Consider the following 19,236-nt stretch of genomic DNA (forward strand, 5'->3'; position numbering starts at 1 on the left):
ATGTATTGAGCACCTATTGAGCAGTTCTATAGCGCTCCTAGTCTTGCGTTACGCCAGGCGAAGCATCGACGAAAAGACGGGGCGATGCCTACTGCGTAGCGGCTCCTACCCCCAAATATTGCTGCTGCAAGCCCTTGTCGGCTTTCAGCGCCGCTGCCGGCAACGTCAGCACGATGCGCCCGGCCATCATGATGGCAACCGCATCGGCCACCGCCAGAGCCATGCCGAGATTCTGCTCAACCAGCAGGATGCTGATGCCCTCGCCGTTGACTTTCCGCAGCAGCTCGACGAGATGAGCAACGATGGCGGGAGCAAGTCCCTCCGAGGGCTCATCGAGCACCAGTAGCCGCGGATTGCGCAGAAGTGCGCGGGCGATGGCCAACATCTGCCGCTCCCCGCCCGACAGTTCATTACCGCGGTTGCGGCGACGCTCGGCGAGACGCGGAAATGCATCGTAGGCCCTCTCGATGGTCCAGCCGCCCCCCTTTCCGCTTCGGGGTGCGAAGAGTCGCATGTGTTCATCCACGGTCAGCGAGCGGAATATCCTGCGCCCCTGCGGTACGAATCCGATGCCCTTGCCGCTGATATGGTGCGGACGGCGCCCGCGAAGCTCTTCGCCACACCATTGGATCGAGCCATCCGATGTGCCCTGCAAGCCGATGATGGCGTTGCACAAGGTGCTCTTGCCCATGCCGTTGCGTCCGACCAGGGCCAGCGGCGCACGCGTAACATCGAGATCCACCCCCTGCAGCACGTGACTCTTCCCGATGTGAACCTGCAGCCCTCGCACCTTCAGGCCGGGCGACACCGTCTCTTCATTCATGGCCTGCCCCCACTCCTTCACCGAAGTAAATACGCTGCACTTGTGCGTTCTCGCGGATGCTCGCCGGGTCGCCCTGAACCACGAGCCGTCCGTCCTTCATCACGGTGACCTGATGCGCCAGCCGTAAGGCTACGTCCATGTCGTGCTCGATCAGCACGATGGTCAGCGACGCCGGCAGACCTTCAATCAGTTCGATGAGCGACTGGCGCTCGGCCGGCGACAAGCCCGCCGCCGGCTCATCCAGAAGCAACAGACGCGGGTCGCCCGCCAACGCCATACCAATCTCCAGCTGGCGCTGCTGTCCGTGGGAGAGCGCGGCCACGTCGTCCGTGAACCGCTCGCCGAGGCCGACACGTGCTGCCAGTGTCTGTGCGCGCTGCCAATGCAATGAATCGGCGCGTTCACGTCGCAGGGAGAATCGGCCGCCAGCGCAACCCCGTAGTGCGACATACAGGTTCTCCTGCACCGTGAGTCCGCCGAACAACAGGGAACTCTGGTACGTGCGCGCCACACCGCGCCGCGCCCGTTGCCACGACGACAGGCCGGTGACGTTCTCGCCGAACAGACGAATCCTTCCCGAGGTGGCGTGCAGGTCGCCGGAAATCACGTTGAACAGCGTGGTTTTGCCCGCCCCATTGGTTCCCAGCAGCACATGACGCTCGCCCGTGCGCACCATCAACGACACATTGTCGATGGCGCGCACGGCGCCGAAGCGCACGCCGAGTTCGTGCACCTCCAGCGCCGCTACCGGTTTATATTGCGACTCGCTGGCCATCACGGGCAAGACGGATTGTCCCGCCCGGCTTCGCCCTTGGCGAGGTAGGCCTCGCGGGGTTGGCCCAGGGTCTGATTGACGTCCTTCGTCATTTTCACAAGCTTGTTGTAAAGCTGTCCCTGGGCGTTCTGCTCAACCTCGGTCAGGTAGATATCCACGATCCCCTGGCGATTCTCGTCCAGTTTGACTTCGCCGCTGGGCGACTTCACCGTGAGGTTCGAGAGCGCCTTGCGGAAGGCCGATTGATGGTCCGACATATCGCCCTTTACCTGATCGAGCGCGAGCGTCATCGCTTTGGTGGCGGTGTAGTAGTTGTTGGCGAACAGCGATGGCGATTGCAGGCCGTCCGGAAACTTCTTGCGGTAGGCCGCAACGAAGGCCTTCCATTCGGGCGCATCGTTATTGTCCGCGGTCGGACCGGCACTCAGCATGCCGACAATCTGTTTGCGGAACGGGCCACGTGCCGACAAGACACTCTGGTCGACGGTGATCGAGCCGCCCAGCATATGCGCCTGGCCGCCGGCCTGGTTGTACTGCGACATGAACGTCACGGCATCGGACCCGCCGAGCACGACGAACACGGCGTCTACGTTGGTCGGCAACTGAGCGATCACGCTGCTGTAGTCCTTGGTGCCCAATGGAACCCAAAGCTTGGCCGGTACCTTGCCGCCCTTCGCGCAGAATTCCTGCATGAAGCCATTGACCTGCGCATAGGGGAAGGAATAATCCTCGGAGACGATGGCCACGCGGTGGTACTTCTTGACGTCATACGCATAGGTGCCAAGACCGGCCATCCACTGCGTGCCATCGCCCATGAAGCGGAAGAAGTTCGGGGATGGATCGCGCAAGGTGGTGTTTTCGGCCGCTGACGATCCATTGATGAAGGTCACGCCTGGCACAGACTTCGAATAGTTCTTGATGGCAATGCCTTCGCTGCCGGAGAGCGGGCCAATGATCACGTCGACCTTGTCCTGCTCAACCAGTTTGCGGGCCTTGGCCACGACCACGTCGGGTTCCGCGTTCGTCCCTTCGACAATCGTCGTGATGGTTTTGCCGCCCGCACTTGATTTGACATCATCGAGCGCCAGCTGGACGCCTCGGACACTGTCCTGTCCAGGCGAGGCAAAAGGGCCTTCGAGCGTGGCCAGCACGCCGACCTTGAGTTGTGCCCACGCAGGGGTGGCGAGCAGCACACCCGACAGCGCGGCGACTGCCAATGCGCTGCGGCTATAAGCGGTTTTGTGGAACATTTTCATTTGTCTCCTGATTCTTGGTCTTGTTGAATGAAGGAATGCTTGATGATTGTTCCCCGGCCTTACGCGTTTGGATCGCGCGGCGCAGGCGGGGAACGAGGTCTGTCAGCCCCAATACTCCGGTCGGCAGAAAGAGCACGACCAACAGAAAGACAGCGCCGATGAGCGTGTTGTAGCGATCACGGTAAAACAGGTCCGTCGCGAAGGTTTGCAGCAAGACGAAGACGAGCGCACCCGCGAAGGCGCCTGCCGGGCGACGTAGTCCGCCCAGCACGGCAATCACCAGAATGTTGGTCGCCGCGGCCAAGCCCACGGAGCCGGGCGCGATCTGCCCCTGGTACCAGAGCATCAGGACACCGCCCACGGAAGCGATGAAACCTGCCAGCGCGAAGGCCGCGACTTTATGCAGCGTCACTTGGTAACCGAGCGCGGCGAGGCGCCGGTCGCTGTCACGCAGTCCCTGCAACGCGAGGCCGAAGGGTGTGCGCACGACATAGTTCACCAGGGCCAAAAGCAAGCACGCCAGCCCGACGCTCAGTCCATAAAGCGGAATAGGCGCGTTCAGTTTGAGGTGGCCAAGCGTGGGTGCCGCGACCCCATTGATGCCGTCGAAGGCATTGAACAACTCGTTGTTCTGCTGTGCGAACGCAAACACTCCCATACCGATCGCCAGCGTCAGCATAAGCAGGTACACACCGCGCGTGCGCGCCGCAATCCAGCCTGTCAGCGCACCAAACACGGTTCCGACGGTGAGTGCGGCGAGGAGTGCCAGGGGCCAGGGCAGCGGCACACCCAGGCCGCTGCCATTGATCGACGTGTACGCCATGGCGTAGGCGGCCAGTCCCGCCACGGCCATCTGGGCCATCGATACCATGCCGCCATAGGTGTTCAGGAAGCTCAGCGACAACGCGACGATGCCGAACACCGCAGCCTTTGCGAGAATGTTCTGCAGCCAGAACACCGGCAACACCAGCGGCGCGAGGGCCAGCGCCGCAAGCATGACCCAGCGAAGGGAGGGTGATGTCTTCTTCATCGATACTCCGCGGGCGCAGCGCGCCATTGTTCTGAGCGACAATTGCCCGGCCTCCGGCAGGCGGCGCCGTAGCCGGGCGGAAACGAACTCATGCCCGGCCGAGAAGCCCCCGCGGCCGTACGGCAAGGACGGCGATCATGATGACGAACGTGAGCAGAATCGCGTAATGCGGAAACAACACGAGACCGATCTGCTCGGCAAAGGCGACCAGGAGCGCCCCCAGCGCTGCGCCCCCCAGACTGCCCATGCCGCCGACAATGACCACGACCAGCGACGACATCAGATACCGTGCGTCCTCCCCGGGCGCGACCGACAGCGCCGAGCCGCCGATCACCCCTGCCAGTCCGGCCATCGCCGCGCCGAGCGCGAACACGAGGATGAACAGTCGGGGCACGTTGAAGCCCATCGCCGACAGCATCGCGCGATCATCCACGCCGGCCCGGATCGCCATGCCGAGCCGGGTCCGGTACATCAGAAGCCACAACGCGAGTCCGATCGCCAGTGCGACACCGATCAGGAACAGCCGGAAAGTCGGATAGCCGCCGAGGCCGGCCGGCAGCGGCACGCTGCCGTAGAGGGCATCGGGTGGCTCGAACTGGTAAGTGAGCCCGCCATAGCGGGCGAGCAGCAGATCGCCCAGAACGATCGAGAGCCCGATCGTCACCAGCGCCTGGCGAAGGTCCTGGCCTTGCATGCGGTCGAGCAGCCACTTCTGCATCGCGGCGCCAAGCAGGCCGACCGCGACGGCCGCGGCCAGCACGCCCCACCACCAGCCATGCGCCGCGGCAACGTCGTAACCGATATAAGCGCCCAGCAGGTAGAGCGCCCCATGCGCCATGTTGACCGTGCGCAGTAGCCCGAAAACAATTGAAAAGCCGCTCGCCACGATGAAATAAAGCGCGGCAAGGGTCAGCCCGTTGAGCGCCACGTTGACGAGCAGCCGGGCGGTCACGTTGCGCTCAGCTTGTTTGCGACGGCGGCAAAACCGGCGCCGAAAACGTTGTTGCCGATTTGACCGATCCAGTGCGCGCGGTCGGCGCTGCCGGCCATTTCGAAATCCGCCCACCATTCGGCGAAGGTGCGCGATCCAGCCGTTACGCGTGACAGACGCACACCAGCCACATAGTCACGCACCGGCAACGTGCCTTCTATGATCTTGTAGGTGAATGCATAAGCGTGGTCGTCGAGCATCAGCAACTGCTCGCGCACGAATGCATCGGGCCCGAGTGCGAGCCGCCGCACGCCGCCGATCGTATCGCCCTGTGCACCCGCCTCCATGTCACTGCTGATGATGCCGGGGTGATAGGCGGGCATCCCGTTGAAGTCGCGCATGATCGACCATACGGCTTCGATGGGCGCATTGATGACGTCGCTGATATAAACGGTGTTGGCCATGGATAACCTCAAAATGGTAAGTGGGCCGGACAAATGCCGGCGCTTCAGAAGCTCAACTGCTTGAACGCCTGCGTCTGCGCCGTCAATGCCTGTTCGGCGGGCAGGCGTTCCATGGAACTGGCGCCGTAGAAGCCATGGCAGACCTTGCAGGCCTGCAGTACGTACTGGGCGTCCTGCGGCGTCGCGATCGGGCCTCCGTGGCACAGCACGATGATGTCGTCGCGAACCTGGCGCGCGGCTTCGGCGATGCGGTCGATCGCGCTCACGCAATCATCCAGCGTCATGGCGGTCTCGGCACCGACCGTGCCCCCTGTCGTCAGTCCCATGTGGGCGACGAGGATGTCGGCGCCGGCCTTCGTCATCGCGACGGCCTGGTCCGGGTCGAATACATAGGGTGTCGTCAACAGTCCCTTGGCGTGCGCGAGCCGGATCATCTCCACCTCCAGCGCGTAGCCCATGCCGGTCTCTTCGAGGTTGGCGCGAAAGAGGCCGTCGATCAGGCCCACCGTCGGGAAGTTCTGCACACCGGAAAAACCCGTGCGCCGCACATCGTCAAGGAAGGCGTCAAAGTTGCAGAACGGATCCGTGCCGTTCACGCCGGCCAGCACGGGTGTGCTGCGGACCACCGGCAGCACTTCGCGCGCCATGTCCATCACGATCTCGTTCGCGTTGCCATAGGCCATCATGCCGGCCAGCGAGCCGCGGCCCGCCATGCGATAACGGCCCGAGTTATAGATCACGATCAGGTCGATGCCGCCGGCTTCCTCGCATTTGGCGGACAAGCCGGTACCGGCGCCTCCGCCGACGATAGGCTGGCGTGCGGACACCATCGACTGAAATTTCTGCAGCAGTTCGTTACGTTCAAAACGTGGCAAAGCTCGGTCCTCGGGTTAAGCCAGTTCGCGAAAGAGCTGGACAGCCAGCTCGGCGAACTTCGGGTCGTTGATGTGATAAGGCACGCGCAGCAGCTGGCGCCGCGCGGTCTGCTGTACGGTGCGCTCGAGGGCGTCAAACAGTGCGGCATCCGCCTCGGGATCGTGGAAGGGCTGACCGAGCGCGTCGAGTGCCGATACGCCCCCCTCTGGCAAAAGGAAGCGCACGTCGCCTTCGCAGCGGTTCAGCCGTTCGCCGATCCAGGCGCCGATGCGGGAATTCTCGTCGGCGCTCGTGCGCATCAGCGTGACCTGCGGGTTATGCGCATAAAGTGTGCGGCCGCGATAGTGCGGCGGGAGCGTCTCGGGCGCGCCGAAGTTCACCATGTCGAGCGCCCCGCAGGATCCGATATAGGGCGCCCGCGTGCGTGCGACGGCGCCGAAGCGGTCGTCCGTACAAGCCAACACGCCGCCTAGCAGGTGATCGCAGACCTCGGTCGTCGTGAGATCAAGCAGACCGGTCAGCAGCCCGGTATCGAGGAGCTTTTCCATCGACGCACCGCCGGTGCCGGTGGCGTGAAACACCAGGCAGTCATGGTCCTGCTCGAGCTCCGTACACACGTGGCGGATACAGGTCGTCGTGACGCCGAACATGGTAAGGCCCACCGCCGAACGCGCCTCGGATGGCTCTTCGTAGCCCTGCGCGAGGAGGAATGCGCCGGCGATCGCGCCGGCCGCGTTCGTGAGCACGCGCCGGGAGATACGGTTCAGGCCTGCGATGTCCGTGACGGAATGCATCATCGCGATATCGGTCGGGCCGACATAGGCCGACACATCGCCGGATGCCATGGTCGAGACCATGAGCTTGGGCAGGCCAATGGGCAGTGAACGCATCGCCGGTGTAATGAGCGCGGTACCGCCGGAGCCGCCAAGGCCGATCACGGCGCCCACGTCGTCGCGGCTCGAGAGGAAGCGCTCGAAGGCTTCAACCATCGCCGCCACGGCGCTGCCCCGGTCGCCCGTGAACACCGCGGCGGAACCCCCGGTGTGGGCCTCGGCGACAACCCGCGCGGGGATATCCGCACCTTCGCCGGTCGGCGTCGTCGAGACATCCACGGTGACGACTGGCGCGCCGGCAAGGCGTATCTGATCGCGCAGATAAATCGCCTCAGCCGCCTTTGTGTCGAACGTGCCGATCAAATAGATCCGTTTTTCGCGTGTTGTCATGTCATTTGCCCTGCCGGTAGACTCGTTGCCGAGCGCAGTTCCCAATTCAATACAGATGATTCGGAATGAGGCGATAGAATTATAATGAGACTCGCGTCTCTTTTATAGGGGTTTGGGGTAAACAATGAGCCGGGTCCGACACACCACCGTCCAGCCGACACGCCAGGTAGCGGACGAAAACGCCGACACGGCCCAACGAGGGCCGCGGGCCCGCATGCGGCGCACGTTGCTTGCAAAAGCGATGGAGATGATGGCTGGCGGCATGACGCCATCGGTGGCCGAACTCGCCGAGGCGGCCGAAGTCTCACGCGCCACCGCCTACCGTTATTTCCCGACTCAGAGCGCGCTCGTCGCGGCGGTCGTGGATGAGAGCCTCGGGCCGATCCTCCAATGGAAGTCCGAAACGAGCGACGCGGTCAGCCGCGTCGACGAACTGTTGCTTCACGCCTTTCCGCGTATGGAGGAATACGAAGTACAGCTGCGTGCGGCGATACTGGTCTCGCTACAGCAGGGTGCACAGGCTCGTGCGGGCAAAGTCAGCAATGAGGAACCGCTGGTGCGCGGGCATCGTATCGAGCTGCTCAGATCCGCTGCGGGCCCGCTGCGCGACCAGATCGGCGAGGAGCGATTCCGGCGTGTACTGCAGGCCCTGTCACTCGTCTACGGCACTGAAGTCTTTCTCGTGCTGAAGGACATCTGGCACCTCGAAATCGAGGAGATCCTGCAGACCGTGCGCTGGACTGCGAGGGCGATCCTGCGACAGGCAATTGCCGACGGTAAATAAGGCGATTTGATCCACGGACGGTGAAATACGGCCTCGCCGGGCGCGATGCCACCGCGTTGACCGGCGAGCTTCAGCCTTGGCTTGGCTTGGCTTGGCTTGACTTGACTTGACTTGGTTTGGCTAGGCTAGGCTTGGTTTGGCTTACGCCTACTGTGCCGGCCATTTCATTTCGCCCTTGATGACCTTGGCGCTCAGCTCGAGCGACGACACGCCTTCAAGCTTCGGGTATGCCGCCTTCATCGCGCCCACCAACGCGGCTGAGTCGCTCGCTTTTGCAGCCTCGATTTCGAAGGTCTTCAGGTAGTCGGCGGTAAAGCGCACCGCGTCCAATCCCTTCGGCATAGGGCCCACAAAGTGGCCCGGCACAACCGTCACGGGCTTGAGCGCTTCGATGTTGTCCAGCGTGGCAAGCCAGTTGACCCGTGACTCGCGCGTCTGGGTATCCGCGACCCACACGTGGACGCCGCTGTTCACCACGACGCCGCCCGCGACCGCTTTCAAAGACGGAATCCACAAGTATGTGCGAGCCGGATCCGAACCCTCGAGGCCCTTGATTTCGATCACATGCCCCTCGAGTGTCAGGTGCTCGCCTTGCAGCGGCGTGGGCAGCACCAGATGCTGCGGCGCGTTCTCCTTCAGGATCGGCCCCCAGTACGCGAACTTGTCGTCCATCGATGCCTTGATCGCGGCGACCGTCGCGGGCGTGGCGACGATCTTCGCACTCGGGAACGCCGCCTGGATGACGTCCAGTCCGAAGTAATAGTCCGGGTCGCTTTGACTGATGTAGACCGTGGTCAGCGTTTTGCCGCTGGCCTTGATTTTCTGCACCAGCGCTTGGGCGTCGGCACGCTGGAATTGTGCGTCGACGAGTATCGCTTCGTGACGACCGGAGATGATTTCGGACGACACCGGGAAGATGCCTTTGTCCCCTGGGTTGTATACCTCGAGGCTCAGCTCGGCGGCACTCGCCACCTGGCTGATCAGCCCGACCGCGACGGTACTGGTAGCAAGCAGAGTGCGAATCAAACGAAAACTCGACATGGCGTCCCTCTATCAACTGAAATTGACAATTCCGCCATGCTACGTTGCCTGGACTTGCGCAAATAGCCGCTATCATGGGCATCTTTGTTGCAGGATTCGGTCAGATCGAATATGGATCGCCTTGTTGCCGCGAAAGTGTTTATCGCCATTGTCGAAGGGGGCAGTCTCACCGCGGCTGCCGACGCGCTCGACATGTCGCGCGCGATGGTGACGCGCAATCTGGCGCAGATGGAAGAATGGGCGGCGGCCCGCCTTCTGCACCGGAGCACTCGCCGCCTGAGTCTCACGCCAGCCGGCGAGATCACGCTTGCCCGCTGTCACCAGCTGCTCGAAATCGCGGGGCAAATGACGGTTCTCGACGGGTCCGAAGCCGACACGCCGCGCGGGCTGATACGCGTAGCCTGTGCGCAGATCCTCGCGCAGCAGGTCCTGGGTGCGGCGCTCACCCAATATCTGCGGCAGTATCCGCAGACCGCCGTGGACCTTGTCGTGAACGGGCGCGCCGTGAACCTCGTGGAAGAGCGCATCGACCTCGCTGTGCGCATCACCAACGAGCTGGACCCGAACCTGATTTCACGTCCCCTCGGCGTCTGCGAATCAGTCGTATGCGCATCGCCGGCCTATCTGGCCGCACATGGCACCCCTCAGCGCGTGGAAGATCTGGCTCATCACAACTGCCTGACGTATTCGTATTTCGGCAAAAGCTTGTGGAAATTCACCGATGCGAAAACCGGCGAGCTGGCCAGCGTCCCGGTGAGCGGCAACCTGAGCGCGAACGAATCGATGGCGTTGCTCGCCGCAGCGCGCGAAGGTGCGGGCATCGCCTTGCAGCCGCTCTTCGCCGCCGCGCCCTTGATCAAGAGCGGCGAGCTAGTGCGCCTGTTGCCCCGCTACCTGCCGCAAACACTCGGCATTCATGGCATCTACAGTTCCCGCCGCCAGATGCCGCTCGCTTTGCGAGCCATGCTCGATTTCCTGGTCGACTGGTTCGCGACACGCTGAACCTCAAGCGACTTCGGATCAGGCTTTTTTCACGGCAAGCGCACGCTGACGGCTGCGCCCTCACCCACCCAGCGCGGCCTTCGCCATCATCCCGAGCGCCACGCAGATCAACACCCCGGCGAATCCCACCTGCACATGCCGCGCGGAGAGGCGATGCGAAATCAGGCGCCCGGTCACCATGCCGGCAGCCGTCGCCAGGCTGAACCATAGCGTCAGGTCGAGTGGCAGCGGCGCGCCACGCAGGACCGTGACGATCACACCGCCGCCGCCGACCAGCGCGATCACCATCAGCGAGGTGGCGACGATGCCATGCATCGACACGTCAGTCAGCTTGCGCAGCAGGGGGACGATGATGAAGCCGCCCCCCACACCGAGCAGCCCCGTCATCAGCCCGGTCAATGCCCCGATTGCTGCCAGGACCGCGCCTGTGGTCCACGACCAGATGAGCCGCCCGGTGTCGGGGTTGAGGCGGCCGACACAGAACCGTGAGTCCGTGCTGTCCGCCCGCCCGCGCCGCAAGGCCTGCGATAACAGCCGTGCGGCCACCACCAGCATGACGGTGGCGAACAATGCCAATAGTGCACGTTGCGGCAACGCGTGCGCAAGGCGCTCGCCCAATGAGGTCACCGGCACGCCTGATGCGGCCATGAAAAGCGCGGCGCGGTAACGGACAAGCCGCTTTCGGAATGCATCAAGCGCGCCGACCGCGGCGCTGCCCGCCACGGCAACCAGCGCGACCGGTGTCGCCTGCTGCATCGGCCAGCCCATGCCGGCCACCAGGGCCGGAACTGCCAGGATGCCGCCGCCCGCGCCGGTCAGGCCGAGCACCGCGCCAACGATGGCGCCGAGGATGAGTGAAGTTAGCATGAGAAATCCAACAGGTTGCGAGACACCGCTGCGTTAGCCCACGAGTTCAGGCCGCGACAGCCACTCGCGCCCCTTGAGCATCCCGTGCCAGTAAAGCGGCGGAAGGATGCGCTCTTTCAACAGCCACGCGAGGCGCGACGGACGCCTGCCGTCGATCAGCGGCAGAGTTGACACGACCTTTCCGCCATAGAGGAATTCCGCGAGCACGATCTTGCCGCGTTCGACGGTCAACGGGCAGGATCCGTAGCCGTCGTATGCCGCCTCGCCCTTGAGCTTCCCGAGGCTCGCGAGCACGTTATGGGCGACGACCGGTGCCTGCTTGCGCGCGGCGGCGGCGGTTTTCGCATTGGTCGTGTTCGCGGCGTCGCCGAGTGCAAAAACGTTTGAGTAGGTCTTGTGGCGCAGCGTCGCCGGGTCGACATCGACCCAGCCCGCCTTGTCGACCAGCGGGCTGACGCGGATGAAGTCCGGGGCCTTCTGTGGCGGCACCACGTGGATCATGTCGAACTCGCGGGTCACCGACTCCACGGTACCGTTCTCAAGCGTGCGCTTGAAAATCGCGCGCTTGCCGGGGCCGTCTATCGCACTCAGGTTGAAGCCGAAGTTCAGCGCGATGTCGTAACGCTTGACGTACTCCATCAAGGCCGGCACATAGTCGGCCACACCGAACAGCACCGCCCCGGCATTGAAGAACTCGACATCGATGTGATCGAGAAAGCCTGAACGCCGCCAGTGATCCGAGGACAGATACATCGCCTTTTGCGGCGCCCCGGCGCACTTGATCGGCATCGGCGGCTGGGTGAACAGCGCGCGACCGCCTCTGAGCTGGCGTACGAGCTGCCAGGTATAGGGAGCAAGATCGTAGCGATAGTTGGACGTCACGCCATTCTGGCCGAGGGTTTCCGGCAACCCCTCGATGGCATGCCAGTCCAGTTTCAGCCCCGGACAAACGATGAGCTGCTTGTAACTCACCACGCGGCATCCTTCGAGAACAACTGAGTTCTTCTCCGGCTCGAACGCAGCTACTGCGGCCTTGATCCAGTGCACCTCGCGAGGAAGCACGGCGGCCATCTCGCGGACGGTGGCACCGGGTTCGAACACACCGGCTCCGACCATGGTCCACCCTGGCTGGTAGTAGTGGACGTCAGCAGGGTCGATGATGGCGATGTCGAGGTTGCGGTCGCGCGCGAGCAGGCTCGAGGCTGCCGCTATGCCGGCGGCGCCCGCGCCGATGATCACGATGTCGTGACTGGCCACGGCTCGTTCGACAGGCACCTTGCCACCGTTGGCAATACGCCGCGCTAACGCGGACAGGTCATAGCCGGCTTCCTTGCCGGCGGCGATGATGTCCGGCAGCGACCGGCGGGGCGCTTCGGATAGCGCCCACAGCGTCGCGGATCGCGTCCCGGTGCGGCAGTAGGCGAGTACCGGCTTGGGTAGTGCATGCATCAGTTCGCCAAACTGAATACCCTCGGCATCGCCGACCTTGCCGGACTCGGTGGGCAGGTAATAGGCCTCGATGTCGTGTTTGCCGGCCGCCGCTTCAATCTCGCTAAAGTTGGGCTGGTCGGGACCCTCGCCGTCGGGGCGATTGCAGACGATGGCGCGAAAGCCAGCGGCCTTGATCGCAGGCAGGTCGGATGCGGCAATCTGCCGCGATACAGCCAGTTCGTCCGTCAGTTTCTTGATGTCCATCAACTTCTCCTGTTACTTCTATTCACTACGTGCAGGGGCTCAGATCGCGTTGAGGGGAATCTTGAGATAGAGCACTCCGTTATCTTCCGGATCGGGCATATGTCCGGCGCGCATGTTGACCTGCACCGACGGCAGCATCAGCACGGGCATGTTGAGTGTCGCGTCGCGCGCGGTGCGCATCGCCACGAAAGCTTCTTCGCCGATACCGTTGCGGATATGGACGTTGTGTTCGCGTTCCTCGGCTACCGTGCTGACGAACTGCAGGGGCCGCCCGCCTGGCTGGTAGTCGTGGCACATGTACAGCTTCGTGTCCGCCGGCAGGCTCAACACCTTGTTGATCGACCGGTAGAGCGTGCGGGCGTCGCCACCGGGAAAGTCGCAGCGCGCCGTACCGTAGTCGGGCATGAACAGGGTGTCCCCAACAAAAGCCACGGTCTGCGCGCCGTCGCTGACCACATAGGTCATGCAGGCCGGGGTATGGCCCGGGGTATGAATGGCACGCGCCTGCAACGCTCCCACAGCGAATGTTTCGCCGTCTGAGAGCAGCTGATCGAACTGGCTGCCATCGTGCGCGAATTTCGAGCCGGCGTTGAACAGCTTGCCGAACTCGTCTTGCACGCGCGTCACTTGCGCGCCAATCGCAATCTTTCCGCCGAGTCTCTCCTTGAGGTAGGGTGCGGCGGAAAGATGGTCGGCGTGCACGTGGGTTTCGAGAAGCCACTGGACCTTCACGCCAAGTTCCTCGACACGAGCCACGAGCTTGTCGGCGGTCGTCGTGCAGGTACGGCCTGACTTCGGGTCGTAGTCGAGGACGCTGTCAATCAGTGCACAGTCGCCCGTGCGCACATCCATCAACAGATAGCTGATCGTCGAGGTACCGGGGTCGAAGAAGTCTTCGATCAGCATGGGGCTCGTGGTATTCAACATCCTCTCCTCAAACGAATGAATCTTGCGAAGCTGCAAGGCCGGCCAATCAATACAAGAACCGTGCCATCGCGCTTTCATTTGATTTTCGTTTCGTAGAACTTTGATCTTTATAAATATTTCCATCCTGTCGGGTTGGGTCACCCACCCTGGAGCGGCCGCCCCGGCTTCAGGGCTGCCATTTGAGACTGACAGCTGGCAGTCAGATGGCAGAGAAGGCAGTCGTGGCGATGTCGACGTATAGTGGATGGCCTGCTGGAGTCGCCGCCGTGAAATCCCCGAAGCCGTCCATACCCATCACACCTCTCGTCACGACCTCGGCCGAGCGTCCTCAGGCGCCGGATGTCGGCGCTCTCGTGTCGTATCTGGAGCACGACGCACAACCCATGATCGTGCTCGATCCCGAGTACCGCATCCTTGCCGCCAACACGGCTTATCAACGTCAGTTCGGCGTAGCCAGCCAGCCTCACGTGGGCCGCAAGTGCTACCAGGTCTCGCACCACTACGACGTGCCGTGCGACCAGGCGGGCGAGCACTGTCCGATGAAGCGGGCGTTTGAGCTGCGCGGGCCCGATCGTGTGCTCCACATCCATCACACGCCTCGCGGACCTGAGCATGTCGATGTCGAGTTGAGGCCGGTATTCAATGCGCAGCGGGAGGTGGTGGCTTACGTCGAGCGGCTCTCCACGGTGCGCGGCGCGTCCGCCAAGCCGAGCGCGGAAGGTCTGGTCGGGCGTTCGGCAGCGTTCAACGCGGCGATCTCGGCGTTGCATCGCGTCGCGCCTTCGATGCTGCCGGTGCTGCTGCTTGGAGAATCCGGAACCGGCAAGGAACTGTTCGCGCGCGCCGTTCATGAGGCGAGCGAACGCGCGCAACGCCCTTTTGTCGTTGTCGATTGCTCCGGCATCACGGACGCCTTGTTCGAGAGCGAAATCTTTGGCTACGAGAAGGGAGCCTTCACCGGCGCAGCCGCGCGCAAGCCCGGTCTGGTCGAGACCGCGCAGGGCGGCACGCTGTTTCTCGACGAAATCGGCGATGTACCGCTTTCGATGCAGGTCAAGCTGCTACGCCTCATCGAATCCAGCACGTTCCGCCGCGTCGGCGGCATCGAGACCCTGCGCGCGGATTTCCGACTGGTTGCGGCGACGCACAAGCCCCTGCGGGAAATGATCGAGGACGGCCGATTCCGCCAGGATCTCTACTACCGCATCAGCGCATTTCCGATTCACTTGCCGACGGTGCGCGAGCGGCTTGACGACATCGCGCTCCTCGTCGACTCGATACTGCAGCGTATCGGTAGCGCACAGCGGGCGGGAGGCAGCAAGTTCAGCGTCGCGCCGGATGCGCTCGCAATGCTTCATGCCTATTCCTGGCCGGGAAATATCCGGGAACTGCGCAACGTGCTCGACCGGGCCTGCCTGCTGGCCGACGATGGGGTGATCCGGATTGAACATCTGCCGGGCGACATTGTTGCGGGAGAGTCGGCGGATTTGGGGAGCCATGCGAGCTCGCCCTCCCTTTCAACGCGCGGAGAACTCACTGATCGCGAGTTTGCTCAGCGTGTAGCGACGTTTTCGGGGACACGCAGTGCCCTTGCTGAGTCCCTCGGGATGAGCGAGCGCACGCTGTATCGTCGACTGAAGACGTTGGGGCACGTGGATTATCGACGGTAGCCATGGGCTTGGGTCCTGTTCGCCGTCCATTCGCCGCGAGCTGCGACGTTCGGCGGATGGCGTTCGATGAAACGTAAACGTTCTCGCGGTCCCTTCTACCGCCGAAAATAACGGCGCTCCTGTGCGGGCCCGATCATGACCTTAAAATTCGGAAAACTCGTCGTAGGTCACACCTTGAGTCGAGTGAACTGGCTTCTTGATAATAGGCGTTTGAAGTCGGCGTCAAAGCTGACGACGTGCTCACCTTGGTGAATGGCGGACTAAAACTGGGGTACGTTAACCTCGGCGAAGATGTTTCCGTCTAGCCCTGTCGGGATGGTGCGAAGAAAGGTTAGGGGTTCTTAAGCGTAGTCGCGCTAGTCGCGGCTACGCTTGCAATGATAGCTTCGCTTCAGGCTTCATCCGCCGAAGCAGCGACAATCAAGCGCCTCGGTTGAATGCTTGGTACTGCAGCTTCTCCTCGGCAGTAGTGACGCGTTTTCTCAGCTTGACGTGCAGGGCGTCCACCGCGCGCGGAAAACGGGCGACCTTGGTGATGTCGTTGTACTGCTGCATCAACTCGGTGCCGTATTCGTTAATGGTATAGCTTTGCTCAATCAGGTCGAACCGATGATCGGTCCAGCCGACGTACCAGCACCAATCCGTATAATAAAGCCAGCTTCGCTCATTGAACGCGCGAACATGGGTGGGATCTTGCCACGCGCCGTACGATAAATCATAAGGAACCATTGCTTCGAGTATCCCCCCCACCTCGAGGAGTTCGATGCAATTGGTCATTGCAGTGATCAGATCCGGAATGTGCTCAAGCACGTTGTCCGACAGGATATAGTCAAAGTGATTACGCTGAATTGACACCTCCCCAAACCTGCTGGTAAGAAGCGGCGTATCGAATGGGAAGGGATCGTTAAAATCGAAAAGCAGGTCCGGTCCGCGCTCGGGCAGGACGTCGACATTGAACATGTCCTCCTTCCAGCTCTTTCCAGATCCGAAATTCAGCTTCTTGGGTAGTGACAGCATGGTTTCCATGCATTCCTCTTCATCATTTAAACCGCGATCTATCTCACGACAAAGCCGCACGAAGATACTCAGCCACGGGGCGCGACCGCATAAGTTCAAAGCCGCAACGGGAAAGGCGCGCAAGCTCATCTGGCGATTCGATCAGTTCTTGGGCACGCCGCGGAAGTTCGTCGTAATCGGAAAAGGCGATCGCTTGGGCAAGTGCATCGTCTTCGGCTGCGTCGGAGCTGCGCTCGCTTAGTACCGTACAGTGATTCGCCAATAAGTAGGAGATGCGCACCATCTCCAATACCTTCGCCTCATAATAGTGAATATTGATGAGAAGCCTTGCGCGACTCACAAGAGCGTCACGCTGTTGTCCGTAGACGCCAAAGACCACTTCCACTTTAAGCCCGCGGGATCGCATCAGGTCGATGACGTGCTGCCGCCTGGGGCACATCGAGCCAATGAACAGCACGTCGATGTCCGGCTCGTTCGGCCGTTCGATTCGAGTAAGCTCGCTGGCGTAACCAATAGGCAAAATCCTGGAGACACGGACACCTAGGCTGGCTAGCGCAGCTGCATTCGTGCAACTATAGTCCCACAGCGTATGGCGCCGATAAATTTCAATCAGCGCAGGAGATATCCAGGACGAACCGCACTGAATCTGTTCGAGGTTGTAGAGAATGGCGTCGGGCGCAAGCGGTAGCGCGTAATTCGGCAGAAGATTCGCTCCCAGCACGATGTGCTGCCTGCCAGGTAACTGTCCCTCGCTCGTTAAGACGCTATCGTGACCAAGCATCGATAAGCCGTAGTGGAGGCTTTCAGCAATTTCGAAGAACGCCGCGGAATGGATGTATCCAGGCGGCGAAATCACAGTCACGGCGAATTTCATTCAGAATCTCAATGTCGGCCTAAAGAGGTTATTCAAGCGAACCGCGAAGCGTGGTGCAACCGCTGATCTGGCCGGAAGTCCTGACAATGCGTTACGTCTGGATGAGGAGGGTCCGAGCGTCCTGCTGGCATCCACCATCATGCGAACAGCCGTCTCGAAGTTCCGCGTGAAGCGCTCGATGTAAAAGCGCGGCGCAACGCCGAGACCGACCGAAACCTTCTCTCGCAGCACGTTGCGATATTCGACATCCCTCCCCATGCGCGCTGTCGGTCAAGCCCCGTCGACACGGCGCGAAGAGGGGCGCGGGTGCTCATGATCGGTGCGGTAGGCGTGCTTGCCGGCAGAAACGCCGACACAATGGGATTATCTGAGCAAATCGCCATCCCAAAGCATCAAGATAAGGCGCAAAGAGGTCCCAATTCCGTCGATCGGGAGGTGTCCTCGAATGAGGCGGCGTTACCCATAGGAGCAATTAACGGGCGAGTCGGTCGAAGTCGGGAAAGAGACGACGCGATACCGGAAGACCGCCGCCGGAATGCAAGGTATGCAAGGTATGCAAAGACGCAGACCCAGACCCAGACCGCCAACTCGTCTATTTCTGGAGGAAGGCTGCAGAAGACAACCAATTCGTGTCGTAAACGTCAATAATTGACGAACTCCACAGAGCAGCGACAACTTGCCTGATTTCGGGGAGAAATCTGGTGCGCCCGGCTGGGATCGAACCAGCGACCCTTGGCTTCGGAGGCCAATACTCTATCCACTGAGCTACGGGCGCACATCAAAATAAGGCGCTGGGTCCGAACGGACGCAGCGCCATTGCGAGAGCGCAAGCTTACCTGCTTCGGCCCGGGAAGTCCACCTTGCGGTGCGCACAAAAGTGCCTTCCCGGCATGCCGTGGCGGGATTGTGCTGATCGCGTGCGTAAAACCTTTAAGCCTATAATCACTTACAGATGGATCTTTGGTATAGCAAATCGCCCTGAACACAACCCTACGAGAGATAGACAGGCATGAGCGATGAACACCAGTCCCCAATCAAGACACCCGGACAGCTCATCGCCGTCGCGGTGGCAAGCTTCCTTCTGCCGATTGCCGCGATCGTGCTGGTTGTGCAATACGTGGAAAACACGAATCGGGTAGGCGCTGGCACCGACGCGTTCTCCCCGGAGCAGGTCAACCGACGCATCGCGCCATTCGCACAATTGACGGTCCGCGATGCCAGCGCCCCCCGCGTCTTCAAGAGCGGCGAAGAAGTCTTCAAGGCAGTCTGCACGACCTGCCATACGCCCGGCGCCGCCGGTGCACCGAAGTTCGGCGACTCCTCGGAGTGGGCGCCACGTATCGCACAAGGCTACGACACGATGCTGAAGATCGCGCTCGAGGGCAAGGGCGCGATGCCCCCGCGCGGCGGCGCCAGCCCCGACGACTACAGCGACTATGAAATCGGCCGGGCGATCGTCTATATGGCGAACCACTCGGGTGGCCAGCTTGCCGAACCGCAAGCTCCGGCAACCGGCGCGCCGGCTGCCCACGCCGCCTCGGATGCGGGCGCTTCCGACGCTCAAGCTGACGCAGCCTCCGCGGCCGCTGCCGCAATCGCCGCCCTGCCGGCCTCATCGGCCGCGCCCGCTGCGGTTGCCAACAGCGCGGATGCCGCACAGGCCGGTAAGGCACTCTACACCTCGGTTTGCGCGACCTGCCATGGCGTCGGCCTCCTCGGCGCGCCGAAGCTCGGCGATGCTGCGGCCTGGGCACCGCGGCTCAAGGAACCGATGGACACGGTCTACAACTACGCATTGCACGGCAAAGGTCAAATGCCGGCAAAGGGCGGCTCGAACGCATCGGACGAGGACGTCAAGGCCGCGGTCGACTATATGGTCAACGCGTCGAAAGGCAGTTGAGCCACCAGGCGCGACCGGCTAACGGCTCTGCGCCATCGCTTTAAAAGGCCCGCGACTTTCAAATGTCGCGGGCCATTCTTT

General features: G+C 62.1%; 18 protein-coding genes and 1 tRNA gene. 4 read left to right on the plus strand and 15 right to left on the minus strand.

Translation table 11 applies throughout. The features are described from left to right. Positions 1-88: 88 nt before the first annotated feature. The 8 genes from HV670_RS02725 to HV670_RS02760 all read right to left on the minus strand — a co-directional run bounded on the left by HV670_RS02725 (position 89) and on the right by HV670_RS02760 (position 7,378). On the minus strand, positions 89-823 hold the full coding sequence (locus HV670_RS02725; protein ID WP_175103109.1) for an ABC transporter ATP-binding protein: 735 nt from the start codon (positions 821-823) through the stop codon (positions 89-91). Further along, the gene (locus HV670_RS02730; protein WP_175103346.1) at positions 816-1,598 is read right to left on the minus strand and encodes an ABC transporter ATP-binding protein; all 783 of its coding nucleotides are present in this window, start codon (positions 1,596-1,598) and stop codon (positions 816-818) included. The genes HV670_RS02725 and HV670_RS02730 overlap by 8 nt, the downstream gene beginning before the upstream one ends. Beyond that, positions 1,598-2,848 (minus strand): ABC transporter substrate-binding protein, encoded by a 1,251-nt coding sequence (locus tag HV670_RS02735; RefSeq protein WP_175103110.1) that lies wholly within the window; start codon positions 2,846-2,848, stop codon positions 1,598-1,600. The genes HV670_RS02730 and HV670_RS02735 overlap by 1 nt, the downstream gene beginning before the upstream one ends. Further along, positions 2,826-3,884, minus strand: a complete 1,059-nt coding sequence (locus tag HV670_RS02740; RefSeq protein WP_175103111.1) for a branched-chain amino acid ABC transporter permease — start codon at positions 3,882-3,884, stop codon at positions 2,826-2,828. The genes HV670_RS02735 and HV670_RS02740 overlap by 23 nt, the downstream gene beginning before the upstream one ends. Positions 3,885-3,972: 88 nt before the next feature. Continuing rightward, positions 3,973-4,836 carry a branched-chain amino acid ABC transporter permease gene (locus HV670_RS02745; protein ID WP_175103012.1) on the minus strand — a complete coding sequence of 288 codons (864 nt, stop codon included), beginning with the start codon at positions 4,834-4,836 and terminating at the stop codon, positions 3,973-3,975. Continuing rightward, positions 4,833-5,279 carry an SRPBCC family protein gene (locus HV670_RS02750; RefSeq protein WP_175103112.1) on the minus strand — a complete coding sequence of 149 codons (447 nt, stop codon included), beginning with the start codon at positions 5,277-5,279 and terminating at the stop codon, positions 4,833-4,835. The genes HV670_RS02745 and HV670_RS02750 overlap by 4 nt, the downstream gene beginning before the upstream one ends. A gap of 44 nt (positions 5,280-5,323) precedes the next feature. Further along, positions 5,324-6,154, minus strand: coding sequence for a phosphoenolpyruvate hydrolase family protein (locus HV670_RS02755; RefSeq protein ID WP_175103113.1), 831 nt, complete (start codon positions 6,152-6,154; stop codon positions 5,324-5,326). 15 nt (positions 6,155-6,169) lie between these two features. Beyond that, a complete protein-coding gene (locus HV670_RS02760; RefSeq protein ID WP_175103114.1) occupies positions 6,170-7,378 on the minus strand; it encodes a Tm-1-like ATP-binding domain-containing protein in 1,209 nt (402 codons plus the stop codon). Between the two features lie 214 nt (positions 7,379-7,592). Between HV670_RS02760 and HV670_RS02765 the strand changes: the two genes are divergently transcribed. Further along, on the plus strand, positions 7,593-8,162 hold the full coding sequence (locus HV670_RS02765; RefSeq protein ID WP_175103347.1) for a TetR/AcrR family transcriptional regulator: 570 nt from the start codon (positions 7,593-7,595) through the stop codon (positions 8,160-8,162). A gap of 147 nt (positions 8,163-8,309) precedes the next feature. Here HV670_RS02765 and HV670_RS02770 read toward each other — a convergent pair whose 3' ends face one another. Next, positions 8,310-9,203: an MBL fold metallo-hydrolase gene (locus HV670_RS02770; protein ID WP_175103115.1), complete on the minus strand. Its 894-nt coding sequence runs from the start codon at positions 9,201-9,203 to the stop codon at positions 8,310-8,312. Positions 9,204-9,314: 111 nt separating this feature from the next. On the opposite strand from HV670_RS02770, the gene HV670_RS02775 reads away from it, so the two are divergent. Further along, a complete protein-coding gene (locus HV670_RS02775) occupies positions 9,315-10,205 on the plus strand; it encodes a LysR family transcriptional regulator (protein WP_175103116.1) in 891 nt (296 codons plus the stop codon). A gap of 60 nt (positions 10,206-10,265) precedes the next feature. On the opposite strand, the gene HV670_RS02780 is transcribed toward HV670_RS02775, so the two are convergent. From HV670_RS02780 to HV670_RS02790, 3 genes are read right to left on the minus strand one after another with little or no spacing between them, the layout of a single operon-like run. After that, on the minus strand, positions 10,266-11,072 hold the full coding sequence (locus tag HV670_RS02780; protein WP_175103117.1) for a sulfite exporter TauE/SafE family protein: 807 nt from the start codon (positions 11,070-11,072) through the stop codon (positions 10,266-10,268). A 33-nt stretch (positions 11,073-11,105) separates the two neighbouring features. Further along, positions 11,106-12,767, minus strand: coding sequence for a bifunctional protein tyrosine phosphatase family protein/NAD(P)/FAD-dependent oxidoreductase (locus tag HV670_RS02785; protein WP_175103118.1), 1,662 nt, complete (start codon positions 12,765-12,767; stop codon positions 11,106-11,108). Between the two features lie 39 nt (positions 12,768-12,806). Beyond that, on the minus strand, positions 12,807-13,694 hold the full coding sequence (locus HV670_RS02790) for an MBL fold metallo-hydrolase (protein WP_246256937.1): 888 nt from the start codon (positions 13,692-13,694) through the stop codon (positions 12,807-12,809). Between the two features lie 383 nt (positions 13,695-14,077). On the opposite strand from HV670_RS02790, the gene HV670_RS02795 reads away from it, so the two are divergent. Continuing rightward, the gene (locus HV670_RS02795; protein WP_246256964.1) at positions 14,078-15,364 is read left to right on the plus strand and encodes a sigma-54 interaction domain-containing protein; all 1,287 of its coding nucleotides are present in this window, start codon (positions 14,078-14,080) and stop codon (positions 15,362-15,364) included. A gap of 420 nt (positions 15,365-15,784) precedes the next feature. Here the strand turns inward: HV670_RS02795 and HV670_RS02800 are convergent, their stop codons facing one another. The 3 genes from HV670_RS02800 to HV670_RS02810 all read right to left on the minus strand — a co-directional run bounded on the left by HV670_RS02800 (position 15,785) and on the right by HV670_RS02810 (position 18,030). After that, entirely contained in the window at positions 15,785-16,390 is a 606-nt protein-coding gene (locus tag HV670_RS02800; RefSeq protein ID WP_175103119.1) for a class I SAM-dependent methyltransferase, read from the minus strand. 34 nt (positions 16,391-16,424) lie between these two features. Beyond that, the gene (locus tag HV670_RS02805; protein WP_175103120.1) at positions 16,425-17,255 is read right to left on the minus strand and encodes a CgeB family protein; all 831 of its coding nucleotides are present in this window, start codon (positions 17,253-17,255) and stop codon (positions 16,425-16,427) included. Between the two features lie 699 nt (positions 17,256-17,954). Further along, a tRNA-Arg gene (locus HV670_RS02810) sits at positions 17,955-18,030 on the minus strand. A gap of 234 nt (positions 18,031-18,264) precedes the next feature. On the opposite strand from HV670_RS02810, the gene HV670_RS02815 reads away from it, so the two are divergent. After that, positions 18,265-19,155: a c-type cytochrome gene (locus HV670_RS02815; protein ID WP_175103121.1), complete on the plus strand. Its 891-nt coding sequence runs from the start codon at positions 18,265-18,267 to the stop codon at positions 19,153-19,155. The last annotated feature ends 81 nt before the right edge of the window (positions 19,156-19,236 follow it).

Source organism: Pararobbsia alpina (genome assembly GCF_902859895.1).
Classification (GTDB): domain Bacteria; phylum Pseudomonadota; class Gammaproteobacteria; order Burkholderiales; family Burkholderiaceae; genus Pararobbsia; species Pararobbsia alpina.

What these genes read in the sequence shown, in the direction of transcription:
- HV670_RS02730 (WP_175103346.1), bottom strand. Translation starts at nt 1,598, where the DNA reads ATGGCCAGCGAGTCGCAATATAAACCGGTAGCGGCGCTGGAGGTGCAC.
- HV670_RS02725 (WP_175103109.1), bottom strand. Translation starts at nt 823, where the DNA reads ATGAATGAAGAGACGGTGTCGCCCGGCCTGAAGGTGCGAGGGCTGCAG.
- HV670_RS02805 (WP_175103120.1), bottom strand. Translation starts at nt 17,255, where the DNA reads ATGAAATTCGCCGTGACTGTGATTTCGCCGCCTGGATACATCCATTCC.
- HV670_RS02770 (WP_175103115.1), bottom strand. Translation starts at nt 9,203, where the DNA reads ATGTCGAGTTTTCGTTTGATTCGCACTCTGCTTGCTACCAGTACCGTC.
- HV670_RS02815 (WP_175103121.1), top strand. Translation starts at nt 18,265, where the DNA reads ATGAGCGATGAACACCAGTCCCCAATCAAGACACCCGGACAGCTCATC.
- HV670_RS02790 (WP_246256937.1), bottom strand. Translation starts at nt 13,694, where the DNA reads ATGTTGAATACCACGAGCCCCATGCTGATCGAAGACTTCTTCGACCCC.
- HV670_RS02750 (WP_175103112.1), bottom strand. Translation starts at nt 5,279, where the DNA reads ATGGCCAACACCGTTTATATCAGCGACGTCATCAATGCGCCCATCGAA.
- HV670_RS02765 (WP_175103347.1), top strand. Translation starts at nt 7,593, where the DNA reads ATGCGGCGCACGTTGCTTGCAAAAGCGATGGAGATGATGGCTGGCGGC.
- HV670_RS02740 (WP_175103111.1), bottom strand. Translation starts at nt 3,884, where the DNA reads ATGAAGAAGACATCACCCTCCCTTCGCTGGGTCATGCTTGCGGCGCTG.
- HV670_RS02785 (WP_175103118.1), bottom strand. Translation starts at nt 12,767, where the DNA reads ATGGACATCAAGAAACTGACGGACGAACTGGCTGTATCGCGGCAGATT.
- HV670_RS02760 (WP_175103114.1), bottom strand. Translation starts at nt 7,378, where the DNA reads ATGACAACACGCGAAAAACGGATCTATTTGATCGGCACGTTCGACACA.
- HV670_RS02780 (WP_175103117.1), bottom strand. Translation starts at nt 11,072, where the DNA reads ATGCTAACTTCACTCATCCTCGGCGCCATCGTTGGCGCGGTGCTCGGC.
- HV670_RS02775 (WP_175103116.1), top strand. Translation starts at nt 9,315, where the DNA reads ATGGATCGCCTTGTTGCCGCGAAAGTGTTTATCGCCATTGTCGAAGGG.
- HV670_RS02795 (WP_246256964.1), top strand. Translation starts at nt 14,078, where the DNA reads ATGATCGTGCTCGATCCCGAGTACCGCATCCTTGCCGCCAACACGGCT.
- HV670_RS02800 (WP_175103119.1), bottom strand. Translation starts at nt 16,390, where the DNA reads ATGGAAACCATGCTGTCACTACCCAAGAAGCTGAATTTCGGATCTGGA.
- HV670_RS02735 (WP_175103110.1), bottom strand. Translation starts at nt 2,848, where the DNA reads ATGTTCCACAAAACCGCTTATAGCCGCAGCGCATTGGCAGTCGCCGCG.